This window comes from Nocardiopsis potens DSM 45234 (assembly GCF_000341105.1).
GTDB classification, from domain to species: domain Bacteria; phylum Actinomycetota; class Actinomycetes; order Streptosporangiales; family Streptosporangiaceae; genus Nocardiopsis_A; species Nocardiopsis_A potens.
This window is the reverse complement of the sequence record NZ_ANBB01000059.1, coordinates 60,147-74,745: the sequence shown is the minus strand read 5'-3', so window position 1 is coordinate 74,745 and position 14,599 is coordinate 60,147. Positions and strand designations below refer to the sequence as shown.

Annotated in this window: 14 protein-coding genes; 8 read left to right on the top strand and 6 right to left on the bottom strand. The window is 70.8% G+C overall.

Features of this window, described 5'->3' with window-relative positions; all coding sequences use genetic code 11:
• Positions 1–7: 7 nt before the first annotated feature.
• The 6 genes from gyrB to dnaA form a co-directional block, all read right to left on the bottom strand.
• A complete protein-coding gene (gyrB, locus tag D459_RS0124035) occupies positions 8–1,945 on the bottom strand; it encodes a DNA topoisomerase (ATP-hydrolyzing) subunit B (RefSeq protein WP_081620688.1) in 1,938 nt (645 codons plus the stop codon).
• Between the two features lie 338 nt (positions 1,946–2,283).
• A complete protein-coding gene (locus D459_RS0124030; protein ID WP_017595555.1) occupies positions 2,284–2,745 on the bottom strand; it encodes a DUF721 domain-containing protein in 462 nt (153 codons plus the stop codon).
• On the bottom strand, positions 2,738–3,868 hold the full coding sequence (gene recF, locus D459_RS0124025) for a DNA replication/repair protein RecF (RefSeq protein ID WP_017595554.1): 1,131 nt from the start codon (positions 3,866–3,868) through the stop codon (positions 2,738–2,740). Before recF ends, D459_RS0124030 begins: the two co-directional genes overlap by 8 nt.
• Before the next feature lie 34 nt (positions 3,869–3,902).
• Entirely contained in the window at positions 3,903–4,808 is a 906-nt protein-coding gene (gene gnd, locus D459_RS0124020) for a phosphogluconate dehydrogenase (NAD(+)-dependent, decarboxylating) (protein ID WP_017595553.1), read from the bottom strand.
• Between the two features lie 49 nt (positions 4,809–4,857).
• Positions 4,858–5,994 (bottom strand): DNA polymerase III subunit beta, encoded by a 1,137-nt coding sequence (dnaN, locus tag D459_RS0124015; RefSeq protein ID WP_017595552.1) that lies wholly within the window; start codon positions 5,992–5,994, stop codon positions 4,858–4,860.
• A gap of 555 nt (positions 5,995–6,549) precedes the next feature.
• Positions 6,550–8,328: a chromosomal replication initiator protein DnaA gene (dnaA, locus tag D459_RS0124010; protein ID WP_026120716.1), complete on the bottom strand. Its 1,779-nt coding sequence runs from the start codon at positions 8,326–8,328 to the stop codon at positions 6,550–6,552.
• A 719-nt stretch (positions 8,329–9,047) separates the two neighbouring features.
• Between dnaA and rpmH the strand changes: the two genes are divergently transcribed.
• The 8 genes from rpmH to D459_RS0123975 all read left to right on the top strand — a co-directional run bounded on the left by rpmH (position 9,048) and on the right by D459_RS0123975 (position 14,569).
• Positions 9,048–9,191 carry a 50S ribosomal protein L34 gene (gene rpmH, locus D459_RS34645; RefSeq protein ID WP_081620687.1) on the top strand — a complete coding sequence of 48 codons (144 nt, stop codon included), beginning with the start codon at positions 9,048–9,050 and terminating at the stop codon, positions 9,189–9,191.
• A 79-nt stretch (positions 9,192–9,270) separates the two neighbouring features.
• Positions 9,271–9,672 carry a ribonuclease P protein component gene (rnpA, locus tag D459_RS0124005; RefSeq protein ID WP_026120715.1) on the top strand — a complete coding sequence of 134 codons (402 nt, stop codon included), beginning with the start codon at positions 9,271–9,273 and terminating at the stop codon, positions 9,670–9,672.
• The gene (gene yidD, locus D459_RS0124000) at positions 9,669–9,986 is read left to right on the top strand and encodes a membrane protein insertion efficiency factor YidD (protein ID WP_017595549.1); all 318 of its coding nucleotides are present in this window, start codon (positions 9,669–9,671) and stop codon (positions 9,984–9,986) included. Before rnpA ends, yidD begins: the two co-directional genes overlap by 4 nt.
• A gap of 28 nt (positions 9,987–10,014) precedes the next feature.
• Positions 10,015–10,962, top strand: a complete 948-nt coding sequence (gene yidC / locus D459_RS0123995; RefSeq protein ID WP_017595548.1) for a membrane protein insertase YidC — start codon at positions 10,015–10,017, stop codon at positions 10,960–10,962.
• A gap of 47 nt (positions 10,963–11,009) precedes the next feature.
• Positions 11,010–11,546 (top strand): Jag family protein, encoded by a 537-nt coding sequence (locus tag D459_RS0123990; protein WP_017595547.1) that lies wholly within the window; start codon positions 11,010–11,012, stop codon positions 11,544–11,546.
• Between the two features lie 356 nt (positions 11,547–11,902).
• Complete coding sequence (gene rsmG / locus D459_RS0123985; RefSeq protein WP_017595546.1) at positions 11,903–12,616, top strand: 16S rRNA (guanine(527)-N(7))-methyltransferase RsmG; 714 nt, start codon at positions 11,903–11,905, stop codon at positions 12,614–12,616.
• Between the two features lie 116 nt (positions 12,617–12,732).
• Positions 12,733–13,563, top strand: a complete 831-nt coding sequence (locus D459_RS0123980; protein ID WP_193790296.1) for a ParA family protein — start codon at positions 12,733–12,735, stop codon at positions 13,561–13,563.
• Positions 13,564–13,603: 40 nt separating this feature from the next.
• Positions 13,604–14,569 (top strand): ParB/RepB/Spo0J family partition protein, encoded by a 966-nt coding sequence (locus D459_RS0123975; RefSeq protein WP_017595544.1) that lies wholly within the window; start codon positions 13,604–13,606, stop codon positions 14,567–14,569.
• Positions 14,570–14,599: the final 30 nt, after the last annotated feature.

Below are 14,599 nucleotides of genomic sequence, written 5' to 3'. Positions count from 1 at the left end.
CGCGGGGTCAGATGTCCAGGAACCGGACGTCCCGGGCGTTGCGCTGGATGAACGAGCGCCGCGACTCGACGTCCTCGCCCATCAGGACGCTGAACATCTCGTCGGCCTGGGCCGCGTCGTCGAGGGTCACCTGGAGCAGCACGCGGCGGTCCGGGTCCATGGTGGTGTCCCACAGCTCCGCGGCGTTCATCTCGCCCAGGCCCTTGAACCGCTGCACGAGGTCGCGGGGGCGGGGGTCCTTCTTGCCCGCGGCGATCCCGCGCGCGATGACCTCGTCCCGCTCCCGGTCGGAGAAGACGTAGTCGGCGTCGCCGCCGCGCTGGTCCCACTTGATCTTGTAGAGCGGGGGCCGGGCCAGGTAGACGTGGCCGGCCTCGATCAGCGGCTTCATGAACCGGAACAGCAGCGTCAGCAGCAGGGTCCGGATGTGCTGGCCGTCGACGTCGGCGTCGGCCATCAGGATGATCTTGTGGTACCGGAGCTTCTCGATGTCGAAGTCGTCGTGGATCCCGGTGCCCAGCGCGGTGATGATCGCCTGGACCTCGTTGTTCTTCAGGATCCGGTCGACCCGGGCCTTCTCCACGTTGAGGATCTTGCCGCGGATGGGCAGGATCGCCTGGTAGATCGGGTTCCGGCCGCCCTTGGCGGAGCCGCCGGCCGAGTCGCCCTCGACGATGTAGACCTCGGACTTCTCCGGCTCGGTCGACTGGCAGTCGGAGAGCTTGCCCGGCAGCGAGGTCGACTCCAGCAGCGTCTTGCGCCGGGTCAGGTCGCGCGCCTGGCGGGCGGCGATCCGGGCCCGCGCCGCCTGGCCGGCCTTGGTGACGATGTCCTTGGCCTCGCCGGGGTTGCGCTCGAACCAGTCGCGCAGGTGCTCGTTGGCGACCCGGTGCACGAACGACTTGGCCTCGGTGTTGCCCAGCTTGGTCTTGGTCTGCCCCTCGAACTGGGGGTCGGCCAGCTTCACCGAGATGATCGCGGTGAGCCCCTCCCGGATGTCGTCGCCGGTGAGGTTGTCGTCCTTCTCCCGGAGCAGCTTCTGCTCCCGGGCGTACCGGTTGACCACCGAGGTGAGCGCCGCGCGGAAGCCCTCCTCGTGGGTGCCGCCCTCGGCCGTGTTGATGGTGTTGGCGAAGGTGTGCACCGAGGAGGTGAAGGACTGGTTCCACTGCATGGCGATCTCGGCCGAGATGCCCTCGCCGTCCTCCTCGAACTCGATGATCGAGGCGTGCGACGGGTCCTTCTTGGCGTTGATGTGCCGGACGAAGTCGACCAGGCCCTCCTCGTAGTGGAAGGTCTGCACCGCCGGGCCATCGGTGACGAACTCCGGCCGCTCGTCCCGGAGCGTGATGGAGAGGCCCTTGTTCAGGAAGGCCATCTCCTGCATCCGCCGGGCCAGCGTCTCGTAGTTGTAGACGGTGGTCTCGAAGATCGACGGGTCGGCCCAGAAGGTGATCTGGGTGCCGGTCTCCGAGGTCTCCTCGCCCTTGGCGACGTCGGCGGTGGGGCGGGTCATCTCGTAGTTCTGCCGCCACACGTGGCCGTCCTGGCGCACCTCGGCCTCGAGCCGGGTGGAGAGCGCGTTGACCACCGAGACGCCCACGCCGTGCAGGCCGCCGGAGACCGCGTAGGACTCCCCGTCGAACTTGCCGCCCGCGTGCAGGGTGGACAGCACCAGTTCGAGCGCCGAGCGCTTCTTCACCGGGTGCATGCCCACCGGGATGCCCCGGCCGTTGTCGGCGACGCGGACGCCGCCGTCGGCCATCAGCGTCACCTCGATGGCGTCGGCGTGACCCGCCAAGGCCTCGTCGACCGAGTTGTCCACGACCTCGTAGACCAGGTGGTGCAGGCCCCGCTCACCGGTGGAGCCGATGTACATGCCGGGGCGCTTGCGTACCGCCTCGAGCCCTTCCAGAACCGTGATAGATCGAGCATCGTAGGCCAAGTGGGAACACCCTCCTGCTGGGGGACGCCTTGCGACCGGCGGGAGGCGGGCGGCCGCTCGGCGCCGCACCGGCCGGACCCCGCTCACGACCCCGAAACCCGTCACCCTCGTCGGGGTGAGCCGTACCGGTGAAAGCGTCCGAAGAACCGCTCCCATGATACCGCGCACGTGACGACAAAATGGCATCGGCGGCGCTGTGCCGCCTCACAACGCGCGAACGGGACGGGAGTTGAGTCCCCACACGCACCCGGGGCCGCTGTCAAGTCCGGGAGGAAATCAGGCGTGCCCGCGCCCTCCTCGGCCGATCACCCCTCGGTCACCCGGGGGTCACCCCCCGCTCACCTGGTGCGGGGCCGGCGGCGGCCGGGCCCCTGGACCTTGATGCTGTGCACGGTGCCGTGGCCCAGCTCCTCGTTGAGCCTGCGCACCAGGTCGCGGACCATGGTCCGGGCCTGGGCCGCCATGGTCGCCGAGTCCGCCGCGACGACCAGCTCGCCCGACTCGTAGGAGACCGGGTGCAGGTGCCGGGCGTTGTAGTCGCCGACGATCTCGTGCCAGCGGCCGAAGACCCCGCCGATGGCGATCTCCTCCTGCCAGCCGCGCTCGGCCAGCCAGGCCCGGACCGCGTCGCCGAACATCTGCGGCTCGCGCCGCGACCGGATCCGGCCGCCGCGGGCCCGCCGGGGCGGCCCGCCGGGGGAGGCGCCGCGCTCCTTGGCCGCGGCGCGCGCCTGGGCCAGCGCCTGCCGGGCCAGTTCGATCCCGGTGGGCGCGGCGGGCTCCTCCGGCCGGTCAGGCACGCTCGACCTCCCCGTCCCGCACCCGGAACCGGGCGCCGTGCAGCTCGGCCGGGATGTCCTCCGGGACGGCGGCGCTGACCAGCACCTGCTCGCAGTGGCGGACGTGCTCGGCCAGCCGGCGGCGGCGCTCGGCGTCCAGCTCGGAGAAGACGTCGTCGAGGATGAGCACCGGGTCGTCGCCGTCCGCGCGGAGCAGCTCGAAGGCGGCCAGCCGCAGCGAGAGCGCGTAGGACCAGGACTCGCCCTGGCTGGCGTAGCCCTTGGCGGGCATGTCGTCCAGGGAGAGCACCAGCTCGTCCCGGTGCGGGCCGACCAGGCTGATCCCGCGCTGCAGCTCCTGGTGGCGGGAGTCCTCCATGGCGGAGCGGAGCAGCGCGACCAGCCGCTCCCGGTCGGCCGGCGGCTCGGCCCCCTCCGCCGCCGCCGAGCTGCGGTAGCGCAGCACCGGGGCGCCGCCCGAGCCGGCCAGCTCGGAGTAGGCCTTGGCGACCAGCGGCTGCAGCTCGGCGGTGAGCGCGATCCGGGCGGCGAGCAGCTCGGCCCCGTTGACCGCCAGGTGCTCGCTCCACACGTCCAGGGTGGACAGGTCCACCTCCTGGCGCTTGAGATAGCGCGCGGAGGCCGACTTGAGCAGGGCGTTGCGCTGCTTGAGCACCCGCTCGTAGTCGGCGCGGACCCCGGCGAACCGGGGCGCCCGCGCCACCAGCAGCTCGTCCAGGAACCGGCGGCGGTCGCCGGGGTCGCCCTTGACCAGGGCCAGGTCCTCCGGGGCGAAGAGCACCGTGCGCAGCACCCCCAGCACCTCGCGGGGGCGGGTGGCCGGGGCCCGGTTCAGCCGCGCGCGGTTGGCCCGGCCGGGGTTGATCTCCAGCTCGACGACGGCGCGCCGGCCGTCCCGGACCACCGCGGAGCGGACCACCGCCCGCTCCGCGCCCCGGCGGACCAGCGGGGCGTCGCCGGAGACCCGGTGGCTGCCCAGGGTGGCGACGTAGCCGACCGCCTCGACCAGGTTGGTCTTGCCCTGGCCGTTGGGACCCACGAAGGTGCTGATCCCGGGCTCGAACTCCAGGTGCACCGACTCGTAGCAGCGGAAGTCGGCCAGCTGGAGATGGGAAACGTACAACTCCGGCTCCCTCGCGTCGGCCGCGGCCGGCGGCTCAGCTGCGCGGGGTGCGCGCCGGGTCGTCGGTGGTCTTGGTGACGGCGTGCCCGCCGAACTGGTTGCGCAGCGCGGCGATCACCTTCATCGCCGGGCTGTCCTCCTGCCGGGAGGCGAAGCGCGCGTAGAGCGCGGCGGTGATCGCCGGGGCGGGGACCGCGTGGTCCACCGCGGCCTGCACGGTCCACCGGCCCTCGCCGGAGTCCTGGGCGTAGCCGCGCAGGCCGTCCAGCTCCGGGTCCTCCTCCAGCGCGCGGCTGAGCAGGTCCAGCAGCCAGGAGCGGACCACGGTGCCCTCGCGCCAGCTCTCGAAGGTGCCGGGGACGTCGTCCACGATGTCGGCGGCGGCCATCAGCTCGAAGCCCTCGGCGAAGGCCTGCATCATGCCGTACTCGATGCCGTTGTGCACCATCTTGACGAAGTGGCCGGCGCCGACCCCGCCGGCGTGCACGTAGCCGCCGCCCTCGTCCGGGGTGAGCGCGTCGAAGACCGGCTTGGCCCGCTCGACGTCCTGCGCCGCGCCGCCGACCATGATGCCGTAGCCGTTCTGCCGGCCCCAGACGCCGCCGCTGACCCCGGCGTCCAGGTAGCGGATGCCGCGCTCCTTGAGGCCGTCGGCGTTCTTGCGGTCCTGCACGTAGTGCGAGTTGCCGCCCTCGATGATCAGGTCGCCGGCGTCGAGCAGCTCGGAGAGCTCGGCGATGGCGCCGAGGGTGGGGTCGCCCGCGGGGACCATCAGCCAGACGGTCCGCGGCGCCTCCAGGGCCTGGACCAGCTCGGCCAGGCTGGCCACGTCGCGGACCTCGGGGTCGAAGTCGAAGCCGACGACCTCGTGGCCCTTCTCGCGCAGCCGGGCCGCCATGTTGCCGCCCATCTTGCCCAGGCCGACCATGCCCAGCTTCATCGTGTTCTCCCCCAATGGCACCTGTGGATATGTGGACCCGCGCGCCCGGTCACCCGGAGAGCCGCACCGGCATGATCAGGTAGCGGTAGTCCGAGGCGGACTCGTCGTCGGCGGGCTTACCACTGATGATCGCAGGCTTGGTGGAGGTGGTGAACTGGAGCCGGGCGATGTCGGAGTCGACCGCGTTCAGGCCGTCCAGCAGGAACCCCGAGTTGAAGGCGATCTGGATCTCGTCGCCCTCCAGGGCGGCCTCCAGCACCTCCACGGCCTGCGCCTCGTCGCCGGTGCCCGCCTCCAGCACGGCCCGGCCCTCGCCGAAGGCCAGCCGGAGCGGGGTGTTCCGCTCGGCCACCAGGGAGACGCGCTTGACCGCCTCGATGAACTCCGCCTTGTTGACCTCGGCGACGGAGTTGAACGAGTCCGGGAGCAGCGCGCGGTACTTGGGGAACTCGCCGTCCAGCAGCCGGGTCGTGGTGCGCCGGCCGCCGCCCTCGAAGCCGATCATCCCGTCCGCGCCCTCGCCTGTGGACAGCGCGACGGAGACCTCCGCGCCGGAGGTGAGCGACTTGGCGGTGTCGGCCAGCGTCTTGGCCGGGACCAGCGCGACCGCGGAGAGCCCCGGGTCCTCCGGCTTCCAGCCGATCTCGCGGACCGCGAGCCGGTAGCGGTCGGTGGAGGCCAGGGTCAGCCGGTCGCCCTCGATCTCGACCCGGACGCCGGTCAGCATCGGCAGGGTGTCGTCCCGGCCCGCGGCGACGGCGACCTGGGCGACCGCGGCGGCGAACACGTCGCTGCCGATCGTGCCGGTGGCGCCGGGCATCGCCGGGAGCGACGGGTAGTCCTCCACAGGGAGCGTGAGCAGTGTGAACTTCGCGCTGCCGCAGGAGACGACGACCTTGGCGCCGTCGGTGGAGATCTCCACCGTCTGTGGAGGAAGGTTCCGGGTGATCTCGGCGAGGAGCCGGCCGGAGACCAGCGTCGTCCCCGCCTCCTCGACGTCGATGTCCACCGAGACCTGGGCGGAGACCTCGTAGTCGAACGAGGACAGCCGGAGGCGGCCGCCATCGCCCTCGCCCGCGTCCAGCAGCATCCCGGCCAGGACCGGCACCGAGGGGCGGACCGGCAGGCTGCGAGCCGTCCAGGCGACGGCGTCGGCGAGTACGTCGCGCTCGACCCGGAACTTCACGATCGACTCACTCTCCTCAGGGCACACGCGGGGACGGCTTCACACGGTACCCGCATTCGCCCCCTGCCGGTGCCCGCAACGCCCGATCCCGGTCGCCGCTCCGGGGAGCGCCGGGACCCGGTCCGAGGGCTCCGGAGCGCTCGTCCACAGAATCGGGCCCGCCCCGATTTTGAAGCACTTGGGGTCTTACTTAAGGGAGCAGTAATAGTAGGGGCTGTGGATAGTGTGGATAACAGGTCTTTGCGCAGCTCAACCCGTGTTTTTTTATCCACCGACCCTGTGGGTGAAGGCTGTGGAGAACTCGTCGCGCTGTGGACGGCGGTCGGCTGTGCACAGGCCGTCCCCGAGTTTTCCACCGCTTGTCCACCGGCTGTCCCCAGTTTGCCCACAGGCCGCTGACCGGGCCGGAGCGGCCGGGGATCCGGCCGTCAACAGCCGACCGCCGCTTGTCCCCAGCTTTCCCACAGGATGAGCCGGGTTATCCGCAGGGTTGTCCACCGGTTATCCACAGAATGGGGGCGGAAGCTGTGGAGAACCGGTGCGGGAAGGGCCCCGTCAGCCGTTCCGGGACTCCTGTTTGATCCGGTTCGTGAGTTCGGTGACCTGGTTGTAGATGGACCGGCGCTCCGCCATCAGCGAGCGGATCTTCCGGTCGGCGTGCATCACGGTGGTGTGGTCCCGGCCGAACTGCTGCCCGATCTTGGGCAGCGACAGGTCGGTCAGCTCGCGGCACAGGTACATCGCGATCTGCCGTGCGGTGACCAGCACCCGGGAGCGCGACGTACCGCACAGGTCGTCGGTGGTGAGACCGAAGTAGGAGGCGGTCTGCGCCATGATCGCCGAGGCGGTGATCTCCGGGCCCTCGTCGTCGGGGATGAGGTCCTTGAGCACGATGCCGGTCAGGTGCAGGTCGACCGACTGGCGGTTGAGGCTGGCGAAGGCGGTGACCCGGATCAGGGCGCCCTCGAGCTCGCGGATGTTGGTGGAGATCTTCCCGGCGATGAACTCCAGCACCTCGGGCGGGGCGGCCAGCCCCTCCTGGGCGGCCTTCTTCCGCAGGATCGCGATCCGGGTCTCCAGCTCGGGCGGCTGGACGTCGGTGATCAGGCCCCACTCGAACCGGTTGCGCAGCCGGTCCTCCAGGGTGACCAGCTGCTTGGGCGGCCGGTCGCTGGAGATCACGATCTGCTTGTTGGAGTTGTGCAGGGTATTGAAGGTGTGGAAGAACTCCTCCTGCGTCTGCTCCTTGTTCTCCAGGAACTGGATGTCGTCCACCAGGAGCACGTCGATGTCCCGGTAGCGGCGGCGGAAGCCGTCGGCCTTGCCGTCCCGGATCGAGTTGATGAACTCGTTGGTGAACTCCTCGGAGCTGACGTAGCGCACCCGGGCCCCGTCGTAGAGCCGCTGGGTGTAGTGGCCGATCGCGTGCAGCAGGTGGGTCTTGCCCAGCCCGGAGCCGCCGTAGATGAAGAGCGGGTTGTAGGCCTTGGCCGGGGCCTCGGCCACCGCGACCGCCGCGGCGTGCGCGAACCGGTTGCTGGACCCGATGACGAAGGTGTCGAAGGTGTACTTCGGGTTCAGCCGGGCCGGCTCGGCCGTCGCCGGCGGGGCCTCGGTCCCGTCGGCGGCCTCCTGCTCGCCGCGGTCCGGCTCGGCCCCGGCGGGCTGCGGCTCGGCCTGCGGCCGCTCCCACCGGTTCGGCTGCTCCCACTGCTGCCGGGGCTGCTCCCAGGCCGGCGGCTGCTCCCACTGCTGCGGTTGCGGCTGCGGGGCCTGGGGCTGCTCCCACTGCTGCTGGGGCTGCGGGGGCCGCGGCGGCTGCCACTGCGGGGAGGAGAGCAGGTCCTCGCCGGGGGCGCCGTACTGCTGCGGCCCCGGCTCCGCCGGGGCAGGCCCGGGGGCATAAGGGGGGGAAGCGGGCTCCTGCGGGTAGGAGGCCGGGTCCGGCTGCCCGGGCGCGGGGCCGTAGGCGAGCGGGTCGCGGTCCGGGCGCGGGTAGGGCTGCGGCCCGGCCGCCGGGCCCTGCGGCGGGGCGGCCGGCTGGGGCGCGGGGGAGGGGGCCGGCTGCATCGCGGTCGGGTCGACGGTGACCGCGACCCGGATCTCCCGGCCCAGCTCGGCGGAGAGGGCGCGGCTGATGCTGTCCCGCAGCCGGGTCTCCAGGATCTCCTTGGCGAAGTCGTTGGGGGCGGCGAGCAGCGCGGTGTCCTCGATCAGGCCGAGCGGCCTGGTCTGCGGCAGCCAGGCCCGCTGGTGCGGGGGCAGCACGCTGTTGTCGAGGCTGTCCACCACGCTCGACCACACCATCGCGAGATTGACCTGCGCCTCAGACACGGTGCCCTGCCATGGTCCATCCCCTTCTCAGCGGTCTTCGGTCCGGCGGCCGCGCCGCGCGCGGGCCGGAGGCCCCATTCTCCAGGGTCCGGCGCCCCGGCGTCCCCGGCCTGTGGGCAGAACGGGGAATTTCTGTGGATCACCTGTGCATACCGGCTGGACGGGCCGAGGTGGCGGTGCACCGGCCGCGACGCTCTGTGTCCACAGGTATCGGCGGCGATCCACAAGTTGTGCACCGGTCCGTACACAGCCTCTCAGAACACTGGGGAGAGCAGCAGGTTATCCACAATTTGCAGTTCACTGTGTGTACAACCTTGGGGGTGACGCTGTGCACAGCGGCCTCGGAGCCGGGGATTCCCGGGTTATCCCCAGGTCACACGTTATCCACAGCTCGCGCGGGGCCGCGCCCTCGTCCCCAATGTGGACAACCGGTTGTCCACAGATCGGCGATACTGTGGACAACGCGGGATCGCCCCTGGTGAGGAGCGCGGCCGGCGGCGCGGTCGATTTGACCGGTGTCCGGGCGGGCCGTATCTTCTTTATGCTTAAGTCGCTACCTCCCTGTACGCCCGCGCCCTGCGTCGGCGTGCGTCCGGTCGCGACGCGAGCGGGCGATGTTCCTAGCCTCGAACGTCCCCGCGACGTTGTTGAGCAGGACATGATGCGGCACCGATTGCGGAGCCGCGCCGAAGACCTCTTAGACGCCCTGGAGCCCAGCAGTGAGCAAGCGTACGTACCAGCCGAACAACCGGCGCCGTGCGAAGGTCCACGGTTTCCGGCTGCGCATGCGGACCCGTGCCGGCCGCGCGATCGTCGCCGCCCGCCGCAAGAAGGGGCGCGCCAGCCTGACCGTGAGCCACTGACCACGGCGCAGCCGTCGACTCCGGGGCCGGTCTGCCCGCAAGGCAGCCGGTCCCCTTCTTGTGTTCAAGGACCGATCCGTTGTTGTCGCCTCATAACCGCATGCGGCGCAGTGCCGAATTCGGCCTCGTCATGCGCAAGGGGCGCCGGGCCGGACGGGAATCGCTCGGTGTGATCCTGATGGCCCCCGGCACCCCCGGGACCGACCCGCCGAGGGTCGGTTTCGTGGTGAGCAAGGCGGTCGGCGGCGCCGTGGTGCGCAAGCGGGTGCAGCGCCGCCTGCGGCACCTGATGCGCGATCGGATCGCCTCCCTGCAGCCGGGTAGCCTGCTGGTAGTGCGCGCCAAACCTGCAGCGGCGCGCCTCGGATACGAGACGTTGGCCGAGCACCTCGACGGTGCCCTCGCAGCGGCACGGCGCCCCCGCAGCGGTGCACCGCGCCGCCGGAAGGGGCGCGGCGGAGACCACCAGGCGGACCGATGACCGATGACAGACCGAACCCCCTGGCGCGGGCGCTCATCCTGCCCATCAGGGGCTATCAGCGTTTCATCTCGCCGCTGTTCCCGCCGGTCTGTCGCTTCTACCCCTCCTGCAGCACCTATGCGGTGCAGGCGCTCCAGACCCATGGAGCGCTCCGAGGGCTGTGGCTGGCGGTGCGCAGGATCGCCCGATGCCATCCGTTTCACCCGGGAGGACTCGACCCGGTCCCTCCGCGCAAGGACGTCCGCGACAAGAAGGCGAAGGACTCGGGCGGGGGGTCCGAGGGCTCGGCCGAGCCCGGCCCTGCGCACCCGTAGCTGAACCGAAGTAAAAGGGAGTTGGCCGGTGCTGGACTGGCTTTACAACATCGTCGGGTGGGTGCTGATCCAGATCCACTCGGGTCTCACCATGCTGGGGCTGGACCCCGACGGGGGATGGGCCTGGGGCCTGTCGATCGTCACGCTGACGGTCCTGATGCGGCTCATCATGGTCCCGCTGTTCGTGAAGCAGATGAACACGCAGCGGAAGATGCAGGACATGCAGCCGAAGCTGCAGAAGGTCCGCGAGCGCTACAAGAACGACAAGCAGCGCCAGCAGCAAGAGATGATGAAGCTCTATCAGGAGAGCGGGACCAACCCCATCATGGGGTGCCTGCCTCTGCTGCTGCAGATGCCGGTCTTCTTCGCCCTCTTCAGCGTGCTCCGCTCGGTCGCCCAGGGGCAGGCCCAGTACGGCTTCACCGAGCAGCTGGTGGAGAGCGCCCGCGGCGCGCTGATCTTCCACGTGCCGATCGCGGCGCAGTTCACCAGCTCCAGCGAGGAGCTGGAGGCCTTCGGGTCCGACCCGCTCCTGGCCAAGATCGTCATCGTGGTCGCCTGCGTCATCATGGGCACCACGACCTTCCTGACCATGCGGCAGAGCATCAAGCGGACGGCCAACCAGATGCCGGACAACCCGATGATGCAGTCGCAGAAGATCATGATGTACATCGCGCCGGCCTTCGGTCTGTTCGGCCTCGGCATGCCGATCGGCGTGTTGCTCTACTGGGTCACCTCCAACCTGTGGACCATGGGGCAGCAGCACCTGCTCTACCGGAAGTTCCCCGCTCCCGGCAGCGAAGAGGCCAAGGCGCAGAGCTCGGCCAAGGGCGGTGCCGCCAACGGGTCGGCCAAGGGGCTGCTGGGCAAGCGCAAGGAGACCGCTCCCGAGCCGGTCGAACAGCCTAAGATCGAGCGTAAGCAGCCGAAGAAGCAGTCTCGGTCGAAGCGCTCCGGCGGTCGCTCGGGGAAGTAGGGCCGAAGGGTCAGGGTCGGATCGGTAGGTAGAGGAGTCAGGACGCTGTGAGCAACGGCAACACGGAACGCTCGGAGGAGAGCGGCGGCGTCGCGGTCGCGGAGGCCCCGGAGGAGTCCGTCGACATCGAGGCCCTGGAGAACGAGGGCGACATCGCCGCGGACTACATCGAGGGCCTGCTGGACATCGCCGACTTCGACGGCGACATCGACATGGACGTCGAGGGCGACCGGGCCATGGTCTCCGTGGTCGGCGCCACCCTGGACGAGCTGATCGGTGAGAACGGTGAAGTGCTCGAAGCGCTCCAGGAGCTGACCCGGCTCGCGGTGCACCGGGGCACCGGCAACCGCAGCCGGCTGATGCTGGACATCGGCGGCTACCGGGAGGGCCGGCGCAAGGCGCTGGCCCGGGTCGGTGCGGACGCCGCGGCCGAGGTGGCCAAGTCCGGAGAGGCCAAGCCGCTGGAGCCGATGACCCCGTTCGAGCGGAAGGTCGTGCACGACGCCGTCGCGGCGGCCGGCCTGCGCAGCGAGTCCGAGGGCGAGGAGCCCTACCGCTACGTGGTGGTCCTCCCCGCGGAGTAGCGCCGCCCGAGCGGTCAACGACGCTCAGCGCCCTCGACACCGGTCGGGGGCGCTTTGCCGTTCCGGGGGTTCGGCCGGTCCCGCTGCCGTTCCGCTCCACTCCGTTCCCCCGTTCGGTGGCGGAGGGAAAGAAGGGGAGGGGTGGCGGCGGGGCCGGGGCGGCCCTGGCGCGGGGACGCGCGATGTTTCACGTGAAACAGGCGGAGGCCGCGCACGCATAAGATCGTGGGGGGTGCTTCGCAGGTCCCTCTCCGCATCGCCCTGTCGGCGGTCCCGGCCGATCCCGTTTCCGGTGGATCGAGCCGCCGTGCCTTCGATCCGTCGGTGAATCAACCAAGAGACCAAGGTGGTGACAGATGACCTCGGGTGCTGACCGGCGTGTGGCGCCGCCCGAGTCGGCGGTCGCGCTGTTCGGTGACAGTCTTCCCGTGGCCAGCCGCTTCGCAGACCTCCTCGCCGGGGCGGGGGTGGAGCGCGGCCTGATCGGGCCGCGCGAGGTCCCCCGGCTGTGGGAGCGGCACATTCTCAACTGCGCGGTGGTCGAGGAGATCATCCCGACCGGGGCGGAGGTCGTGGACATCGGCTCCGGGGCGGGGCTGCCGGGGATCGCGGTCGGGATCCTCCGCCCGGACCTGGAGGTGACGCTGCTGGAGCCGCTGCTGCGCCGCACCGTTTTCCTGCGGGAGGCGGTGGAACTGCTCGAGCTGCCCAACGTGCGGGTGGTCCGCGGCCGGGCCGAAGAGCAGAAGGAGCTCCGGGCCGACGTGGTGACCGCGCGCGCGGTCGCGCCGCTGGCCAGGCTGGCCGGCTGGGCGCTGCCGCTGCTCCGCAAGGACGGGGCGCTGCTGGCGCTCAAGGGGGAGCAGGCGGAGAGCGAGCTGGAGGCGGCCCGCGCGGATTTGTCGAAACTACGCGCCAGCGTTGCAGATGTGATCCGGGTGGGTGAGGGTAAGGTCGATCCAGCTACCACGGTCGTTCGCGTCACGGTGACGTCTGAGATCGATCGCCCCGCCCCGTCTCGGTCGCGACGGGCCGCGGGTGGAAGAAAGAAGCGCGGACGGAAGAGGTGAACTCATTCGTGCCCGAGAACCACTCCGACGGCGGCATCGATGTTTCACGTGAAACCGGGGCCGACTACGACGACATCCCCCTGGACACCCCGATAGCGCGTGCGGCGCGGGCCGCCATGTCGGTCCGGGGGCACGGGGAAGAGGACTGGCCGCGCCCCCGCTCCTGCCGGGTCATCAGCGTCGCGAACCAGAAGGGCGGCGTCGGTAAGACCACGACGACCGTCAACATCGCGGTCGCGCTGGCGATGCACGGCAACCGGGTGCTCGTCGTGGACCTGGACCCCCAGGGCAACGCCTCCACCGCCCTCGGTATGGAGCGGGGCGGGAATTCCAGGTCCATCTACCACTGCCTTGTGGAAGACGAAGAACTGCGGGACCTGGCGCAGCCGGTTCCCGGCATCGACGGCCTGTGGTGCGTGCCGGCCACCATCGACCTGGCCGGTGCCGAGATCGAGCTGGTCTCCCTGGTCGCACGGGAGTCCAGGTTGAAGCGGGCGTTCGCCGCCTACGACACCGATGAGCTCGACTACATCCTCATCGACTGCCCGCCCTCGCTGGGGCTGCTCACCGTCAACGCGATGGTCGCCTGCGAAGAGGTGATGATCCCGATCCAGTGCGAGTACTACGCTCTGGAAGGGCTCGGCCAGCTGCTGCGCAACGTCGATCTGGTCAAGTCGCACCTCAACCCCTCGCTCGCCATCTCCACCATCGTGCTGACGATGTACGACGGCCGGACCCGGCTCGCCTCCCAGGTGGCCGACGAGGTCCGCCGGCACTTCGGAGACCTGGTGCTGAAGACACTGGTGCCGCGCAGCGTCCGGGTTTCGGAGGCGCCGAGCTACGGGCAGTCCGTGATGACCTACGACCCGGGATCCACCGGTGCCGTCGCCTACATGGAGGCGGCCCGCGAGATCGCCCACCGGGCCGAGACGGGCACCGGGCTGTGAGAGTACGGACTCGGATGACGGGACCTGAAAGGAGACGTCGGTGAGCCAGCAGCGGCGCGGCCTCGGCAAGGGGCTGGGTGCCCTCATACCGCAGGGGCCGGTGGCCACTCAGACGACGGACGGCGCCATCGGCGGCGCCCAGGGGAACGGGAGCGGCCCCTCCGCCCCCGCCCCGGACGGCGCCCCGCAGCAGATGGTGGGCGGGGCCTACCTGGAAGAGGTCGCGGTCGAATCGGTCGCGCCCAACCCGCGCCAGCCCCGCAAGCACTTCGACGAAGAGGCCCTGGACGAACTGCGCGCCTCGATCGTCGAGGTGGGGCTGCTGCAGCCGGTGGTGGTGCGCAGACTGGGGCCGGAGCGCTACGAGCTCATCATGGGGGAGCGGCGCTGGCGGGCCAGCAAGGAGGCCGGCCTGGACCGGATCCCGGCGATCGTCCGGGAGACCAACGACGACGACCTGCTCCGCGACGCCCTGCTGGAGAACCTGCACCGGCAGCAGCTCGACCCGCTGGAGGAGGCGGCCGCCTACCGGCAGCTGCTGGACGACTTCGGCGCCACCCACGAGGAGCTGGCCCGGCGGATCGGCCGCTCCCGCCCGCACATCACCAACACCCTCCGGCTGCTCAACCTCTCCCCGGCGGTCCAGCGCCGGGTTGCCGCCTCGGTGATCAGCGCGGGGCACGCCCGGGCGCTGCTCTCGGTGGAGGACTCCGAGACCCAGGACCGCCTGGCCCGCCGGATCGTGGAGGAGGGCCTCTCGGTCCGCGCCCTGGAAGAGCTCATCGCGCTGGGGGAGACCGGGGAGGAGCCGTCCCGCCCCCGGCGGGCCGCCCCGAAGAAGGCGGAGCCCAGCCCGGAGATCGAGGAGATCGCCAGCCGGCTCTCCGACCGCTTCGACACCCGGGTCAAGGTCAACATGGGCCGGAACAAGGGCAAGATCGTGGTCGAGTTCGCCACCCAGGAGGACCTGGAGCGGATCATCACCGCGATGGCCCCGGAGAACTGACGCCCCGCACCGCCCGGGGCGAGTCATCTG

What these genes read in the sequence shown, in the direction of transcription:
- rsmG (WP_017595546.1), top strand. Translation starts at nt 11,903, where the DNA reads ATGACCTCGGGTGCTGACCGGCGTGTGGCGCCGCCCGAGTCGGCGGTC.
- yidD (WP_017595549.1), top strand. Translation starts at nt 9,669, where the DNA reads ATGACCGATGACAGACCGAACCCCCTGGCGCGGGCGCTCATCCTGCCC.
- gnd (WP_017595553.1), bottom strand. Translation starts at nt 4,808, where the DNA reads ATGAAGCTGGGCATGGTCGGCCTGGGCAAGATGGGCGGCAACATGGCG.
- D459_RS0123980 (WP_193790296.1), top strand. Translation starts at nt 12,733, where the DNA reads ATGTCGGTCCGGGGGCACGGGGAAGAGGACTGGCCGCGCCCCCGCTCC.